Below are 14112 nucleotides of genomic sequence, written 5' to 3' on the forward strand. Positions count from 1 at the left end.
GCAACCTGCGATATCGCAAGTGTTTTCAGCTCTTTAAGGCCTCGATCTGAAGCGGTTTCTCAATAGAGGGAGTCGCCACCCGATGCCGTGCCGATGCCGGACCCGCCGCTGTTGCCGCCGCCGCTCACCTCGGTCTTGGGGGTGGTGGCCGGCCCTGCTCCCGCCGTTCCGAACATGTTGGTCTTCAGTTCCGGTCCCTGGAAAATCTGAACGGCGAATAGCTTGCCGTCCTTCTCGACGACGCCCGTCGCCACGGTGATGTAGTCGCGGCTCCGCAGCGTGCGGGCGTGCGAACTGGAATGCACCCACTGCTGGAACAGCTTTCCGGCCTTTGCCTGGTCTGCCGGGCCCTTGGAGCGTTCGCGTGCGGCATTCTCGGCCATGCGCGGCAGCATCAGGACGCCCGGGTAGACGGTCCGCATGCGGCCCTCAAACGCCGCACCCGTGGACGAGGTGTGGCCGACGAAGTCGTTCAGCATCATGTCAGCGGCATGGGCACGGGCTGCGGCCACCAGTTCGTCACTGCCGCGCTTCAGGCCCTTGAGGCCACTTTGAGCGCGGTAGGCATTGGCGGCCCCCAGCAGCACGTCCTCGAGGTCGGGGCGGAAGCTGCCGCCGCCCGGGGGCCCCGCATTCATCCGCGCCATGAAATCGGCATAGGTCTCGCGGGCCAGCGCCGGCCGGGCCGCGGCAACCGCCAGGGCCCCAAGGAGAACCTCCCGCCGCGACAACACCCTTGCGCAAGACTTGTCAGCCAACACTTCCACCTCTTCCGTGAATTTAACTGAGCGTTACACACGCAAATCGTATATTTTGGACCGAATCAGGCGCCCATGGGGCGGGGCCACGACGCGACATGACCGAGCCAACAGGCAAAGACATTGCCGATCTGCAGCGCAAGATCGCCATGCTGGAACAGGATGTACAGCATCTGGTCAGCCATGACCAGTTGACCGGCCTCCTGATCCGCTCGGCCTTCCTGCGCCGGGTCGAGAAGGTGCTGGGCGAGCAGCGCGAAAACGGCCCGCAATGCGCCATCATCGAAATCGGTGTCCGTGGCATTCCCCGCATCACCGGAGCCTTGGGACGCCATGTGGGCGATTATGTGATTTCGGCGCTTGCCGCGCGGTTATCCTCCGGAATTCCCGCCGATTGCCTGCTCTGCCGGCTCGACTACTGGAGCTTCGCCGTCTTCCTGCCGCACATCAACGATGCCCTGGAAGCGCTAATCACCGCCAAGAAGCTCATCGAACTCACGAACCAGCCCATCGACTGGGTGGAGCGGTCGCTGACGATCGAAGCCGCGGCCGGCGTGGCGCTCGCCAACAAGACCGACGTCGATGCCGGGCTCTTCCTCCACCGCGCCGGCCTTGCCTACAAGGCGGCCACCGAAAAGGGCGGCCCCGGCTATGCCTTCTTCAACCCCGCCCTCGAACAGGCGGCGCGCCGCAAGCAGGATGTGCAGACGGCGATCCAGGAAGCCCTCGAGAAGCAGTACTTCACTCTCGCCTTCCAGCCCTATTTCCATGCCATGACCGGCGAGCTTGCAGGCATGGAAGCGCTGATGCGCCTCAAGCACCCGACCATGGGGTCGATCTCGCCCGCAGAGTTCATTCCCGTGGCCGAAGAGTCGGGCGCCATCCACAAGATCGGCGCCTGGGTGCTGGCGGAAGCCTGCCGCATCGCCTCCAACTGGCCGCAGCACATTCTTGTCTCAATCAACTTCTCGCCGGAACAGTTCCTCAGCGGGCAGCTTCTGAGCGACGTGCACAACGCCCTCGAACTCTCTTCCTTTCCTGCCTACCGGCTTGAAGTGGAGATCACGGAATCGACCATGCTGAGCGACACCGAAATGGTGATGTCGCAGCTCACGGCCTTGCGTGAACTCGGTTGCCAGATCGTCATGGACGACTTCGGTACGGGGTACTCGTCGCTCAGCTATCTCTGGAAGTTCCCCTTCTCCAAACTCAAGATCGACAAGTCCTTCGTGCAGGCGATGGATACCAAGCCGCAGGTGAAGGGCATGCTGCGCACGATCCTCGACCTTGCCCGCAACCTTGGCCTCAAGGTGACGGCGGAAGGGATCGAGACCGTCGAACAGGCGGAGATGCTGCGCAATCACAAGTGCGATTTCATCCAGGGCTATCTCTGCGGCAAGCCCGTGCCTGAGGCGGAGGTGGCGGCGATCGTCATGTCGCGCTTTGCCGCCTCGCTCCGCAACCTCAAGCAGGCGGATGTTCCGCCGCCCGCCGCCCAGCGCTTCGAGTTCTGAGAGTTACCAGTCGCTCGTCAGGCCCAGCGACACGATGTCGATGTGCTGATCGAAGGATGTGTTGAGGCCTGGGCCGGGGCCAATCGGAATATTCACGTCGCCGTCCTTCATGAAGACATGGCTGTAGGCAAGATGCGCGGTGAACTTGTCGTTGATCTTGTAAGAGGCACCGGCCGAGAGCCAGACGCGATCGTTGTCGGGAATGCGAGGAGTCCTGTAAGTGTCATTGACGGGCGAGATCTCGTAAGCCGCGCCAGCTCTGAGAACCATCTTGTCATTGTATGCATACTCACCGCCCAGTGAGAAGTACCACCCGTCATTCCATTTCTCAGTGGTCACGGGAATCGAACCGACATCAGGCGTGATGGCCAATTCCTTGAAGCGGCTCCAATTGGACCACTCAACGCCAGCCAGCAATGCAAACTGATCGCTGACCTGTTGACGGATACCCAAGGTCACAATTTCAGGAGTGTCGAAATCCCCCGTCACATCTCCCGAGAACACTGGGCCGGGAGCGACGCCCAGACCTTTGCCCTCCAGCTTGTGATGCACAGAGGATCTGAAACCAAGTCCGATCTGCGTCGTGTCCGACGGCGTCAGCATCACGCCCGCGGTGAAACCAACTCCAACACCATTGGCGTCGATCTTGGCGATCTTGTCCCCTCCTGCGCGATTGTCGAGGTACAGCGTCATGTATTCGAGCTGTGCGCCGAGGCCGATGGCAATCCAGTCGTTCAACTTATATGAAGCAGATGGTCCAAGCGTATAGGTCTGGACTTCAGAACGGTCACCGTAAATGGTGCCGGCCCAGCCATTGTTGCCATCGGTCGCCAGGCCGAACGGCGCACCGAATGTCAGGCCCAAGGTGAGTTGGTCGTTGACACCCCACGAATAGGCAGAAGCCGGCACGAGGGCTTTCTCACCAACATTGCCGGCGCCCGGCGCCTCCGATTGCGGCAGGATACCAGCGAAATTGGATTCGGAAATGAGGCCGTAATCATTGAGCAACGAGGTCGCGGCGGGATTCCAGAACTGCGAGGAAACGCCACCGCTGCCCGCAGCCACACCGGCGAAGGCGCTGCCCTGCCCCACCACCGATTGTTCGCGCAGGGCGAAGCCACCGGCGAAGGCCGCGGTGGAGCCCAACAGCATCGCTGCGGCCGCTGCCACGATTCTCAGTGATGAATGCGTCATGATATCCCCCAACTCACGAATCACGCACCGTTCCCACAGTGCGTCGCCCGCCCAATAATTGGGCTGAAACAGCGGTACAAATCAACCGGGAATTTTGCTGATAAGCTCCCACTGGTTGCATTGCGATGCAGCAATCCAGCCCGGGGCAAGCCAGACTTAGTCCTGGAAGGGATCGCGCATCAGGATGGTGTCGTCACGCTCCGGCGAGGTAGAGAGAAGCGCCACCGGACACTCGATCAGTTCCTCGAGATAGCGCACATACTTCACCGCCTGCGCCGGGAGGGCCGTCCACGAGCGTGCGCCAGCCGAGGTGCCGGACCAGCCTTCGAAGCTTTCGTAGATGGGCTCGACGCGCTTCTGCGCTTCTTCGGCAGCGGGGAACATGTCGATGCGCTTGCCGTCCAGCATGTAGCCCACGCCGACCTTGATCTCCTTCAGGCCATCGAGAATGTCGAGCTTGGTGAGCGCGATCCCCTGAATGCCCGAGGTCTTGATCGCCTGCCGCACCAGCACGGCATCGAACCAGCCACAGCGGCGCTTGCGGCCCGTTACCGTTCCGAACTCGCGGCCGCGCTGGCCGATCAGTTCGCCGATCTCGTTGTCCTGTTCGGTGGGGAACGGACCGGAGCCCACGCGCGTGGTGTAGGCCTTGGCGATGCCGAGGGTGTAGCTCACCGAGGCAGGACCGATGCCGGTGCCGCTGGCGGCCTGTGCGGCCACCGTGTTCGACGAGGTGACGTACGGATACGTACCATGATCGATGTCGAGGAGAATGCCCTGAGCGCCTTCAAACAGGATGCGCCGGCCGGCCCGCTTCTGCTCGTCGAGCAAGGCCCACACGGCATCGGCAAAGGGCAGGATCTTCGGCGCAATCTCCTTCAGTTCCGCGAGAACATCAGCCGCCTTCAGTTCGGGCTGGCCCATGCCGCGGCGGAGCGCGTTGTGATGCGCCAGCATGCGGTCGATTTTCATGCCGATGGTGGAGAGGTCGGCGAGGTCGTTCACACGGATGGCGCGGCGGCCGACCTTGTCCTCATAGGCGGGGCCGATGCCGCGGCCCGTGGTACCGATCTTGCCTGCGCCCGCAGCCGCTTCGCGCAGCTGGTCGAGTTCGCGGTGGAGCGGCAGGATGAGCGTGGCGTTGTTGGCGATGCGGAGGTTGTCGCGGCTGATCGCAACGCCCTGCCCCTTCAGCTTGTCGATCTCGGACATCAAGGCCCACGGATCAATGACGACGCCGTTGCCGATCACCGAGAGCTTGCCGGGTCGCAGGATGCCGGACGGCAGCAGCGAGAGCTTGTAGGTGACACCGTTGATGACCAGCGTGTGGCCGGCATTGTGGCCGCCCTGGAAGCGCGCCACCACATCGGCCCGCTCGGACAGCCAGTCCACGATCTTGCCCTTGCCCTCATCGCCCCACTGGGCCCCGACCACGGCGACGTTTGCCATCTGTATCTTCCTTCAAGACGCGAAAACGGCCCCGCAGGACTCATCAGGTCCGGGGGGCCGTTGACGGCTCATACAGCATTTGCCGGGGGGTGCAACAGCTAGGGATGGTGTGCGCCGCAAGCCCTTGCAACCGGGGGTCTATTCGGTACGGGGGAAGTATTACCTGTGCCTGCGGCTGGTGCAATTCAGTATAACAGCTGTGGTGGCAACAGACTTTCAAAAGACAGGCAAGACAAACCAGTATCGCCGGTGGCGCAGCGAATGACGAAGACCTCCGGAAAATCCGGACATCACGCGGTCTTCGCGGAGAACCTCCGCCATCTCTGTGCCATGCAGACGTCAATTGCCGATGTCTGCCGCGATACCGGCATCAACCGCCAGCAGTTCAACAAGTATCTCGCGGGCCGCGCCATCCCGAGTGCGCGGGTGCTGCGCAAGATCTGCGAACGACTGCGCGTCACTGAAGACCAGTTGCTCTCGTTTTCACCGGGCAGCAGACCCGGCAACGGCGCCCAGACGCCGATGATCGCGCCGCCCCGCCTGCCGCAGCTCGGCCGCGAGCTTGACCGGTTGTTCAATCTCTTCCTGCCGGACCTGCGCGGCGACGGGCGCGCGCTCACACAGGATTTCGGGCCCGGCGCCTATCACGTCTATTTTCCCTTCAGCGGCTCCAAGGGGCATGTGCTGCGCTCCTATCAGGAAGTGTGGCTGCACAACGACCTGCTGATGTTCACGCGGCTGACGCGGCTCAAGGAACCGGGCAAGCCGTTGATGATAGCGATCGGCCGCCACTTCGGTGTCGCCATCGCGGCGCGCGGCGAAGTCTCGCTGATTGCGCGCAACCGTATCTCGCCCTTCCAGGTGTCGATGATCAACATCCGGCCCACGCTGGTGCTCACGCACTACTTCGTGGGGTTGACCATGACCCATGGCGCCGGCCTTCCCGTCACTTCCCGCGTCGTGCTCGAGCGGCTCGACCCGGCCGGAAACCGGCGCGACCATCTCAAGGCCTGCGGGGTGATGCCGGCGGACGATCCGCGTGTGCCCACCTTCGTGCAGAAGGTCTTGCAGGCCGATGGCGAGCGCGACCTCATGCTTCATCTGCCGAACGTTGAGGAGATCGTGGGGGCCTGGCTCGGGCGCTGAGCGGCGGGCCTATTCCAGCGTGATGCCGTTCGGGGGCTTCACCGTGTTCACGTAAAGCACATCGCAGAGGATCTTCGCCGTGGAGTGCCCGGCAGCGTGGGCGATGGCGCTGAGCAGCACCGCCTGCTCGGCGATGAAGCTTGCAACAGCGGCCTTGTCGAGCCGCACGGATTCGAAAGTGTCAGGACTGGCGCGCCACTCCACGAGATTGCGCAGCAATTCGCGGGTGCGCTTCTGGTCGAGGGCAAAGTCCTGGATTTTGTGCGATCCCTTTCCGCGTTGCGCCATGCGATCTCCTCTCCATTTGGCTGATCACGATAGCCGCCCGGCGCGCCAGCACCATTTCGGCGGCTGGCTCAGGTGAAAACCGGAGGTCCTTCGCTCTCTGGCTTTTTCGCGCATGCGTTGTCCTGCGCAGAGCGCCGTGCCAGTTCATCCTACAAAAAAGCCCCGGAGGTCCGGGGCTTCGGTTTCGTGCAATACGGGACCGGGCTTTCAGGTCGGCAGGCGGCCTGCCGGCGTCATGTGATCGACCACGTTGGGCAGCACGCTGGCGAGGCGCTTGAGCAATTCCTCACGCGAAAGGCCGGTCTGCTTGGCGAGTTCGTCGATCACGTCGCCGCCCACACCCTTCTCGACCTCGGTTTCGGTAACGGGGGAGTTCTGGCCGGTGCCAACCCAGCTGTCGGCCTTTTCTCCGAGGCCTGCCTTGCGGAAGCTGTCCAGAAGGCCGCCGAGGCCGCCCGCCGGATGATCGCCGGAAGCCGGCTGGTTGCCGAGGTTCTTGACGAACTCGCCGATCTTGTCGCGGTTCTGCCAGCCCGCCACAACGGCGAGGCCAAGAAGCGCTTTCAGCATGTTATTGGTGTTGGCCATCGTGTTCTCCTCTCAATGGTTGCATTGATATTGGAGCCGAAGGTGACGAATGCAAGGCATTGCCGTGACGCAGGGCGGCGTATAACTTCCCTACGTCCCACCATGGGACTTTGAGGGAGAAGACTATGGGTATCATCTGGACCATCATCATCGGCGCCGTTGTCGGCGCCATTGCCAAGTTCATCATGCCCGGCAGCAACGAGCCCAAGGGCTTCATCCTGACCGCCATCCTCGGCATCGTGGGCGCCCTGGTCGCCACCTTCCTGGGACAGGCGCTCGGATTCTACGGCGAAAACCAGAACGCCGGCTTCATCGGCTCGATCGTCGGCGCCATCATCGTCCTGGTGGTCTACGGCATGGTGTTCAAGCCCAAGGCGTGAGCATTGCGAAGCAAAGATGACCGGAACAGAACAAGGGCTCAAGCCTTCGGACATCTTCGCATTCCTGATGGAAAGCCTGCACTGGGACCACGTCAGGCTTCAGGCTTATCAACGGTCACAACTCGAACAGCTCCTGCGTCACGCAAAGGCGCAGGTGCCTTTTTATGAGAAACGACTTGACGTCCTGTTTCGCCCCGATGGTACGATCGACTGGTCACGCTGGAACGAGGTGCCGGTGCTCACCCGGGCGGATCTGCGGGATCATGGCGATGAACTGATTGCACGCATTTTGCCGCCCGGGCATGGGCGGACAGGCGACTTCTATTCCAGCGGTTCCACGGGTGTGCCGATCAAGGTCACGACGACCGAGCTTGCAAGCAAGGTGCTGAACAGCCTTTGGGCCCGGGTCTTTGCGCTGAATGGCGTCAGCTCCGTCAGTCCCGAGATCAGATTCTGGTTCAAGAAAGGCGGCAACCTGTCTTTCGACGGGGACTACTACATTGATCCAAACGGAATGATCAACGGCAACCGCAACCTGTCAGAGCAGCGCCAACTCGACGTGATGGCAGAGACAGGCGCGCGCAAACTCACGGCGTTCGCGGGAATGATGGTTCATCTTGCGATGGAGAACATGACGCGCAAAGACCGCGTGAAACTGGATCTGGCCATCCCCTACGGCATGGCAATTTCGGAAGACGAACGTGCGCTCATCCGTGACAGCTTCGGCGCCACTGTTATTTCTCCCTACAGTTCCAAGGAAAGCGGACTGATCGGATTCCAGGTCCTGCCGGATCCCGCATATGTGGTCTGTGCAGAAGCCCTCCTGATCGATTTTCTTCCGGCTGAAGGGGATCTGAAACGCCTGATTGTCACGCCGTTCTTCAACGCTGCCCAACCGCTGATCCGCTACGATCAGGGCGACCTTGTGCAGGTTTCCGGACGAAGGTTCGGGAAAGGTGCCCTGCCGGTGATCGAGCGCGTCGTCGGGCGCGCCGATGACTACTTCATCTTCCATGGTCAGCGCGTGCCGGTGGCGGGTCTCAAGGATGAAGTTTTCCTCAAGAGCCTAAGGGCAAAGGCTTTCCAGATCGCACAGACTGCCAGTGATGCCGTCGAGGTGCGCTATATTGGTGACGACGATGCTGCGCAGTCTGGCCTCGCCAGTCTCACACAACATCTCAAGCAGACCCTGAAAAACGAATTCTCCGTGGTCTACATACGACGCGAGACATTGCCTACGACTCCTGAGGGCAAGCCGAAGCGCTATCTCCGGGAATGGTCCGCATGACGGAAGATCAAACGTCCGGCGAGAATGTCAGGGGCGTGACCTCGCAGCAATTGCGTGAACTTCTCCAGGAGAGCATGTATTGGACTCCACGGCAGATGTGGGACTTCCAGGCGTTGCAGCTTGAACAACTCGTTCGCCACGCGTGGACCCATGTGCCGCTCTATACGGACCGGTTGCGCTGCCTCATTCGCCCAGACGGAAGCGTCGACCTGTCGCGCTGGTCCGAGGTGCCAATCGTCCAGCGCAAGGACCTGCAGCAGCATCGCGTGCTCATGCTCTCACCTCATCTGCCTCGGGGCCACGGGCGCGCAGTGGTCGGCAGGACATCCGGCTCAAGCGGCAGGCCGATCGCCGTCGACTTTTCAGAGCTCTTCAGTCTGGTCTCGAGCATGGCGTGGGAGCGCGCCTCCAGACTCCATGACATTCCATTCGAGAAAGGCATCGCAGAATTCCAGGCGCTGCTTCCTGACGGGCAGTCGATGACGGTTTCGACCTATCAGCTTCCACGTGGCCCGACCAATCCGCCGAAATTCCTGCTCAATCGCAAGCTGCCCACGCCCGAGAAGCTGCGCGCACTTGCAGAAACCAAAACCGCTGTTCTCGTGGATGTACCGAACCACGCGGAAGTTCTCGCGCGCGAAAACCTGCGCCAAGGGCGTCCGGTCAGCCTGCACACGTTCGTCGCCATCGGCATGGCCGTCAGCCCGTTGCAGGAAGAACTCATCTCCCGGAGCTTCGGAGCACGTGTGTTCTCTCCCTACAGTTCAATGGAGGGCGGCATGCTGGGTTTCCAGTGTGCCACACAGCGCTCCAACTTTCATATCAACAGTGAACTCGTGCTGCTGGAGATCGTGGACGCTGAGGACAAGCCCGTCCGCCCAGGCGAGGCGGGACGCGTGATCATCACGCCTCTTTTCAACGCTGCCCAGCCCCTGATCCGCTACGAACAGGGCGACATCGTCGTGCGTGGACCGCCGTGCTCCTGCGGTCTCACACTTCCAGTCCTGTCGAAGATTCAAAGGAACGTTGACGACATGTTACATATGCCGTGAACGAAGGGGCAATCACCACCGGATCAGCGGAGAATTCAAACCTTACACAAAAAAAAGGGGGCAACTTTCGATGCCCCCATCTCTCAACTCAGGTAGATTCAACCTGGATTGTACACGTAGCAAGCGCTTTCCGGATCATTAAGCTGAGCTGGCGAGCATTTCGGACCCAGACCCAACGCAGCAGCGCCAGCACCCGTGCCGAAGATATCCAGCGAGCGGTTGCGCGGATCGTCTTCGCGGTGACGGCGGATCAGCGACTTGTTGGCGTCATCGCCGCCGAAGTAGAAGCTGACGCCGGCGGTCGCCGCTACGTAGCCATCTTCGCCGATGGTACCGCGCAGCTTGAACGAGACCGGCATGCTGTCGAGCAGGTATTCGGCTTGCACATTGGCAGATTCAAATTGCGCCACCGAAGAGGCGCCCACCGACAGGCGGAAGTTGTCGGTGGCATACATGGCCAGATCGCCAAAGGCGAAGAAGCGGTCCTTGCTGGAACCGCTGTCCGGATTGGCGTTCAGATAGCCTGCGGCGGTTTCGATGGAGATGTTGTCGAGGTACCATTCCGCTTCGCCACCCACGAACGCGAGATGGCCGTTGCCCACGTCGCTATAGCCGCCGATGAGGCCGAAGAGATGCGAGTTGGGATCGCGGGTGAAGAGGTGAAGGGCACCGCCAACGCCCGTCTCGTCAAAGGCGTTGCCAACCGAGAAGTCGGCCTGGGCACCGAAAGAGAAACCCAGCGGGACGGAAATCGAGCCCGCGCCGTACCAGACGCCGTCCCCGTTCACGCCGTCCAGATCGGCGTAACCGCCACCGGCTTCAAGCTTGCCGTTGACGGCCGATACGGCCGGAAGATCGGTCTTGCCACCGGCCACGTCGGCAGCCAGTGCGCCGTAGCCCCAGAAGCCTGAAATGATGGTTCCGCCCAGAAGAGCTGCAATGAAACGCACGTTCGACATGTTTGATTCCCCGCTGTTAGCTTCGGCTTATCCGCCTATTAATCAAACATTAACAATTTGGGCCAGCTACCTCTGCGTGTATGGTCGTGCTTTTGCAGGTTGGTGGCAAAAAAGGCACAATATCGAGGCCCCACCCCGCGCCCGATCCCTCTTCTGGCGGCGTTCCGATGTCGCTTTTCGACTATTCGTCGCTTTTGACCCGTGTCATAAGCGCTGGCATGGCCAATCTCGTCATCACCTTCTGGCGCGACATTCCCTCTGCCGTCTCGGTCAAGGCCGGGCGGAAGGAGGAGAAGCGCATGCTCGACAACCGCTTCATGGAAGCCATCGACATGGCCGCCATGCGCGACGGCTCGACCTCGACTGACGACTACCTCGCCGACTGGCGCAGGGGCGAACCCATTCCCGTTTCCGACGATCTTGCCGCCGAGGCCGACAAGGCCAAGGCCGAGCTCGAAGAAACCTACTCCCCGGACCGCATCAAGCAACTCATCGGCAATGGAGGCCGAAACCCGTCATGACCCACACCCTTGTCGCCTCGGCCACCCGCGAGCACATCATCGGCTTCGACAAGCCCTTCACCATCATCGGTGAGCGCATCAACCCGACGGGCCGCAAGAAGCTTGCCGCCGAAATGCAGGCCGGAAACTTCGACACGGTAAAGGCCGACGCGCTGGCCCAGATGCAGGCGGGCGCCCACATCCTCGACGTCAATGCCGGCGTTACGGCGGTGAACCCGAACGAGACCGAGCCCCTGCTGATGAAGCAGACGCTTGAAGTGGTCATGTCGGTCACCGACCTGCCGCTCTGCATCGACTCCTCCGTCACCTCGGCCCTCAAGATGGGCCTCGAGGTGGCCAAGGGCCGCCCGCTCGTCAACTCGGTCACGGGCGAAGAAGAAAAGCTCGAAGCGATCCTGCCTCTCGTCGCCAAGTACAATGTTCCGGTCGTTGCCATCTCGAACGACGAGACCGGCATCTCGGAAGATCCGGACGTGCGCTTCGAAGTGGCCAGGAAGATCGTGCAGCGCGCAGCCGACTATGGCATCAAGCCGCATGACATCGTGGTCGATCCGCTCGTCATGCCGATCGGCGCCATGGGCACCGCCGGCCAGCAGGTGTTCCGCCTCGTGCGCCGCCTGCGCGAAGAGCTGAAGGTGAACACCACCTGCGGTGCCTCCAACATTTCCTTCGGCATGCCGAACCGCCGCGCCCTCACCGGCTACTTCCTCGCCATGGCGGCCTCGCACGGCATGACCTCTGCGATCATGAACCCGATGCACGATGAAGACATGCACGCCATCTTCGGCGCCAACGTGCTGAACGGCACCGACGCGCACTGCCGCTTCTGGAACAACAAGTTCCGCGACATGGCGCCTGCGCCCTCGGCAGCGAACCGCCCGGCCGGCGAAGCAGCTCCGACCGCCGACGACATCGCCGCACGCCGCGCGGCCCGTGAAGCCCGCCGCCGCCGCTGATACGCGACAGCATCTCGAAGACAGCAAACCTTCCCCGGCCAACCGGGGAAGGTTTTTCTTTGGGCATCAGAGCGAGAGCGGCGCACCGATGATGTCGATGGCGTTGCGGCTGCAGGCCAGCGCCAGTTCCTCGATCATCTGCGGCGTGGGGGCGACGAGGCGGGGCTGTTCGCCTGCGCCGGCGGACGACGACATTTCCATCACCATCGTCTCGAAATCCCTGCCGCGGGTGATGGTGAAGCAGTGCACGCCGTCGGTCGACTCGACGATGAAGCGGTGTGGTACGCCCTTCGGCGCGCAGACCACATCACCGCCCTGCCCGATCACGGTCTTGCCGCCGATTTCGAAGCGCATGCTGCCCCTGACGATGTGGAAGACCTCGTCCTCGGTGCGGTGGATGTGAAGCGGCGGCGCCTCGCCGAAGGGCATGTGATGCTCGATGATGGAGATGCCGTCGGCGCTCTCCGTGGCAGAGAGGCGCAGTGACACAAGGGTGCCCTTGAAGTTGCGCAGGCCCGGATCTGCAACGGTGTTGGCAATGGGAGTCATGGTGGTCATGGTGTTTTTCCTCTGTCCCTCGGGGCGTCATTGCCCGCGGGGTTGACGGAGGCCCGGATATTGCCTTCTCTGTTTCCGGGGAAATCGAATGATTGTATGGGCTCCATTTGCGCCATGAATTTCGCTGCCTTCGATCTCAACCTGCTGCGCATCTTCAACGCTCTCATGCGGGAGCGGAGCGCCACCCGCGCGGGTGAACAGGTGGGCCTCAGCCAGCCTGCGGTAAGTGCCGCCCTCAACCGCCTGCGCGATCTCCTCGACGACAAGCTGTTCGTGCGCCAGGGCAACGAGATGATCCCGACACCGCGGGCCGAGAGTCTCGCCCCCGGCATCCAGGATGCCCTTGAGGAGCTGGAGCGCCTTCTCGCCGCGCCGGGCTCGTTCGATCCAGCCCGGATCGAGCGCAGCTTCACGCTGATGGGCGCTGATTTCTTTGCGATCCTCCTCGTGCCCAACCTCGTGCGCCGGCTGCGCGGCATCTCCAACGGCATCAGCCTCCGCTTCCTCGACACGGCGCGCGGCGACGTGGGCCGCCTCCTCAGTGACGATGCCATCGACATGGCTTTGGAGGCGCCCTTCGAAACAGCGGAGTGGATCAACAGCGAGCTGCTTTTCATGGCCCCCTTCAAGGTAGCCATTGCGGCGGATCATCCCCTGCTGGCGGAGATCGGTGAGACGGACACGCTTCCCCGCGAGGCCATTCCCAAGCTGGACTGGGCGCTCCGCGCCAGCGACGGCAGCCTGCGCGGCCGTGTCGACGACGCGCTGGCGGAACAGGGTCTCAGCCGCCGCGTGGTGCTGAGCATGCCGCACTTCGCGCCGCTCGTGGATTGCGTGGCTGCAAACCGGCTGGCCACCGCGATCCCCACGCAATTCGCCGAGATCTATGCGCGGCCGCGGGGCTTGCGGATTTTCCATCTGCCCTTCGACCCGCCATCGGCCGACATCAGGCTCTATTGGCACAGCCGCCGCACGCGCGATCCCGCCCATGCCTGGCTGCGCAAGATGGTGCATGAGTTGTGCGAACCCTTCAGGAGCATTCCATGACCGCGACCAAGACGACCACCGGCTCCTGCCATTGCGGCGCCGTGCACTGGCGCTTCAGCGGCGACATTCCCGACGCCACCATCTGCAACTGCACCATCTGCCGCCGCTACGGCGTGCTCTGGGCCTATGGTCACGTGGGCGAAGAGATCAGCATCACCGCCGCCGATGGCGCGCTCTCATCCTACGCCTGGGGTGCGAAGACCATCTCGTTCAATTTCTGCAAGAGCTGCGGCAATCTCGTTTCGTGGCAGGGGCTGGCACCCGAGCCCGATGGCCGCACGCGCATCGCCGTGAACCTGCGCCTCGCCGAGCCCGACGCGGTGGCGGCCATTCCCCTGCAGCGCTTCGAAGGCCTGCACAGTTGGGAAGACCTGCCCCGCGACGGGCGGACGGTGAAGGATATGTGGTTCTGAG

Annotated in this window: 16 protein-coding genes; 9 read left to right on the forward strand and 7 right to left on the reverse strand. The window is 62.3% G+C overall.

Going from position 1 to position 14112, the window contains the following annotated elements:
- Positions 1 to 59: 59 nt before the first annotated feature.
- Positions 60 to 758, reverse strand: coding sequence for a CAP domain-containing protein (locus QM801_RS10535; protein ID WP_415019160.1), 699 nt, complete (start codon positions 756 to 758; stop codon positions 60 to 62).
- Between the two features lie 98 nt (positions 759 to 856).
- Here QM801_RS10535 and QM801_RS10540 point away from each other — a divergent pair, with 98 nt between their 5' ends.
- The gene (locus tag QM801_RS10540) at positions 857 to 2272 is read left to right on the forward strand and encodes a putative bifunctional diguanylate cyclase/phosphodiesterase (RefSeq protein ID WP_415019161.1); all 1416 of its coding nucleotides are present in this window, start codon (positions 857 to 859) and stop codon (positions 2270 to 2272) included.
- A gap of 3 nt (positions 2273 to 2275) precedes the next feature.
- Here the strand turns inward: QM801_RS10540 and QM801_RS10545 are convergent, their stop codons facing one another.
- A complete protein-coding gene (locus tag QM801_RS10545; protein WP_415019162.1) occupies positions 2276 to 3490 on the reverse strand; it encodes an OmpP1/FadL family transporter in 1215 nt (404 codons plus the stop codon).
- A gap of 132 nt (positions 3491 to 3622) precedes the next feature.
- Entirely contained in the window at positions 3623 to 4915 is a 1293-nt protein-coding gene (locus tag QM801_RS10550) for an adenylosuccinate synthase (RefSeq protein ID WP_415019163.1), read from the reverse strand.
- Between the two features lie 261 nt (positions 4916 to 5176).
- Here QM801_RS10550 and QM801_RS10555 point away from each other — a divergent pair, with 261 nt between their 5' ends.
- Positions 5177 to 6061 carry a helix-turn-helix domain-containing protein gene (locus tag QM801_RS10555; protein ID WP_415019164.1) on the forward strand — a complete coding sequence of 295 codons (885 nt, stop codon included), beginning with the start codon at positions 5177 to 5179 and terminating at the stop codon, positions 6059 to 6061.
- Positions 6062 to 6070: 9 nt separating this feature from the next.
- On the opposite strand, the gene QM801_RS10560 is transcribed toward QM801_RS10555, so the two are convergent.
- The gene (locus tag QM801_RS10560) at positions 6071 to 6349 is read right to left on the reverse strand and encodes a hypothetical protein (protein WP_415019165.1); all 279 of its coding nucleotides are present in this window, start codon (positions 6347 to 6349) and stop codon (positions 6071 to 6073) included.
- Between the two features lie 207 nt (positions 6350 to 6556).
- Positions 6557 to 6937 (reverse strand): YidB family protein, encoded by a 381-nt coding sequence (locus tag QM801_RS10565; protein WP_415019166.1) that lies wholly within the window; start codon positions 6935 to 6937, stop codon positions 6557 to 6559.
- 125 nt (positions 6938 to 7062) lie between these two features.
- Here QM801_RS10565 and QM801_RS10570 point away from each other — a divergent pair, with 125 nt between their 5' ends.
- Genes QM801_RS10570 through QM801_RS10580 form a run of 3 tightly spaced genes read left to right on the forward strand, consistent with a single transcriptional unit; the run spans position 7063 to position 9657 of the window.
- Positions 7063 to 7317 carry a GlsB/YeaQ/YmgE family stress response membrane protein gene (locus QM801_RS10570; RefSeq protein ID WP_415019167.1) on the forward strand — a complete coding sequence of 85 codons (255 nt, stop codon included), beginning with the start codon at positions 7063 to 7065 and terminating at the stop codon, positions 7315 to 7317.
- 16 nt (positions 7318 to 7333) lie between these two features.
- On the forward strand, positions 7334 to 8605 hold the full coding sequence (locus tag QM801_RS10575; protein WP_415019168.1) for a hypothetical protein: 1272 nt from the start codon (positions 7334 to 7336) through the stop codon (positions 8603 to 8605).
- The gene (locus tag QM801_RS10580) at positions 8602 to 9657 is read left to right on the forward strand and encodes a phenylacetate--CoA ligase family protein (RefSeq protein WP_415019169.1); all 1056 of its coding nucleotides are present in this window, start codon (positions 8602 to 8604) and stop codon (positions 9655 to 9657) included. Before QM801_RS10575 ends, QM801_RS10580 begins: the two co-directional genes overlap by 4 nt.
- 98 nt (positions 9658 to 9755) lie before the next feature.
- Here the strand turns inward: QM801_RS10580 and QM801_RS10585 are convergent, their stop codons facing one another.
- The gene (locus tag QM801_RS10585; RefSeq protein WP_415019170.1) at positions 9756 to 10616 is read right to left on the reverse strand and encodes a hypothetical protein; all 861 of its coding nucleotides are present in this window, start codon (positions 10614 to 10616) and stop codon (positions 9756 to 9758) included.
- A 218-nt stretch (positions 10617 to 10834) separates the two neighbouring features.
- Here QM801_RS10585 and QM801_RS10590 point away from each other — a divergent pair, with 218 nt between their 5' ends.
- Both QM801_RS10590 and QM801_RS10595 read left to right on the forward strand, forming a co-directional pair.
- On the forward strand, positions 10835 to 11137 hold the full coding sequence (locus QM801_RS10590) for a virulence factor (RefSeq protein WP_415019171.1): 303 nt from the start codon (positions 10835 to 10837) through the stop codon (positions 11135 to 11137).
- On the forward strand, positions 11134 to 12093 hold the full coding sequence (locus QM801_RS10595; protein WP_415019172.1) for a methyltetrahydrofolate cobalamin methyltransferase: 960 nt from the start codon (positions 11134 to 11136) through the stop codon (positions 12091 to 12093). Before QM801_RS10590 ends, QM801_RS10595 begins: the two co-directional genes overlap by 4 nt.
- Positions 12094 to 12159: 66 nt before the next feature.
- Here the strand turns inward: QM801_RS10595 and QM801_RS10600 are convergent, their stop codons facing one another.
- Positions 12160 to 12651: a cupin domain-containing protein gene (locus QM801_RS10600; protein WP_415019173.1), complete on the reverse strand. Its 492-nt coding sequence runs from the start codon at positions 12649 to 12651 to the stop codon at positions 12160 to 12162.
- 114 nt (positions 12652 to 12765) lie between these two features.
- Here QM801_RS10600 and QM801_RS10605 point away from each other — a divergent pair, with 114 nt between their 5' ends.
- A complete protein-coding gene (locus QM801_RS10605; RefSeq protein WP_415019174.1) occupies positions 12766 to 13698 on the forward strand; it encodes a LysR family transcriptional regulator in 933 nt (310 codons plus the stop codon).
- Positions 13695 to 14111: a GFA family protein gene (locus tag QM801_RS10610; RefSeq protein WP_415019175.1), complete on the forward strand. Its 417-nt coding sequence runs from the start codon at positions 13695 to 13697 to the stop codon at positions 14109 to 14111. Before QM801_RS10605 ends, QM801_RS10610 begins: the two co-directional genes overlap by 4 nt.
- Position 14112: the final 1 nt, after the last annotated feature.

It is taken from the genome of Aestuariivirga sp. (assembly GCF_047600585.1).
Taxonomy (GTDB): Bacteria; Pseudomonadota; Alphaproteobacteria; order Rhizobiales; family Aestuariivirgaceae; genus Aestuariivirga.

Bases quoted from the DNA above. Each gene is read 5' to 3' on its own strand.
- QM801_RS10540 (WP_415019161.1), top strand. From the start codon at position 857: ATGACCGAGCCAACAGGCAAAGACATTGCCGATCTGCAGCGCAAGATC.
- QM801_RS10550 (WP_415019163.1), bottom strand. From the start codon at position 4,915: ATGGCAAACGTCGCCGTGGTCGGGGCCCAGTGGGGCGATGAGGGCAAG.
- QM801_RS10555 (WP_415019164.1), top strand. From the start codon at position 5,177: ATGACGAAGACCTCCGGAAAATCCGGACATCACGCGGTCTTCGCGGAG.
- QM801_RS10560 (WP_415019165.1), bottom strand. From the start codon at position 6,349: ATGGCGCAACGCGGAAAGGGATCGCACAAAATCCAGGACTTTGCCCTC.
- QM801_RS10565 (WP_415019166.1), bottom strand. From the start codon at position 6,937: ATGGCCAACACCAATAACATGCTGAAAGCGCTTCTTGGCCTCGCCGTT.
- QM801_RS10570 (WP_415019167.1), top strand. From the start codon at position 7,063: ATGGGTATCATCTGGACCATCATCATCGGCGCCGTTGTCGGCGCCATT.
- QM801_RS10575 (WP_415019168.1), top strand. From the start codon at position 7,334: ATGACCGGAACAGAACAAGGGCTCAAGCCTTCGGACATCTTCGCATTC.
- QM801_RS10580 (WP_415019169.1), top strand. From the start codon at position 8,602: ATGACGGAAGATCAAACGTCCGGCGAGAATGTCAGGGGCGTGACCTCG.
- QM801_RS10585 (WP_415019170.1), bottom strand. From the start codon at position 10,616: ATGTCGAACGTGCGTTTCATTGCAGCTCTTCTGGGCGGAACCATCATT.
- QM801_RS10590 (WP_415019171.1), top strand. From the start codon at position 10,835: ATGGCCAATCTCGTCATCACCTTCTGGCGCGACATTCCCTCTGCCGTC.
- QM801_RS10595 (WP_415019172.1), top strand. From the start codon at position 11,134: ATGACCCACACCCTTGTCGCCTCGGCCACCCGCGAGCACATCATCGGC.
- QM801_RS10600 (WP_415019173.1), bottom strand. From the start codon at position 12,651: ATGACCACCATGACTCCCATTGCCAACACCGTTGCAGATCCGGGCCTG.
- QM801_RS10605 (WP_415019174.1), top strand. From the start codon at position 12,766: ATGAATTTCGCTGCCTTCGATCTCAACCTGCTGCGCATCTTCAACGCT.
- QM801_RS10610 (WP_415019175.1), top strand. From the start codon at position 13,695: ATGACCGCGACCAAGACGACCACCGGCTCCTGCCATTGCGGCGCCGTG.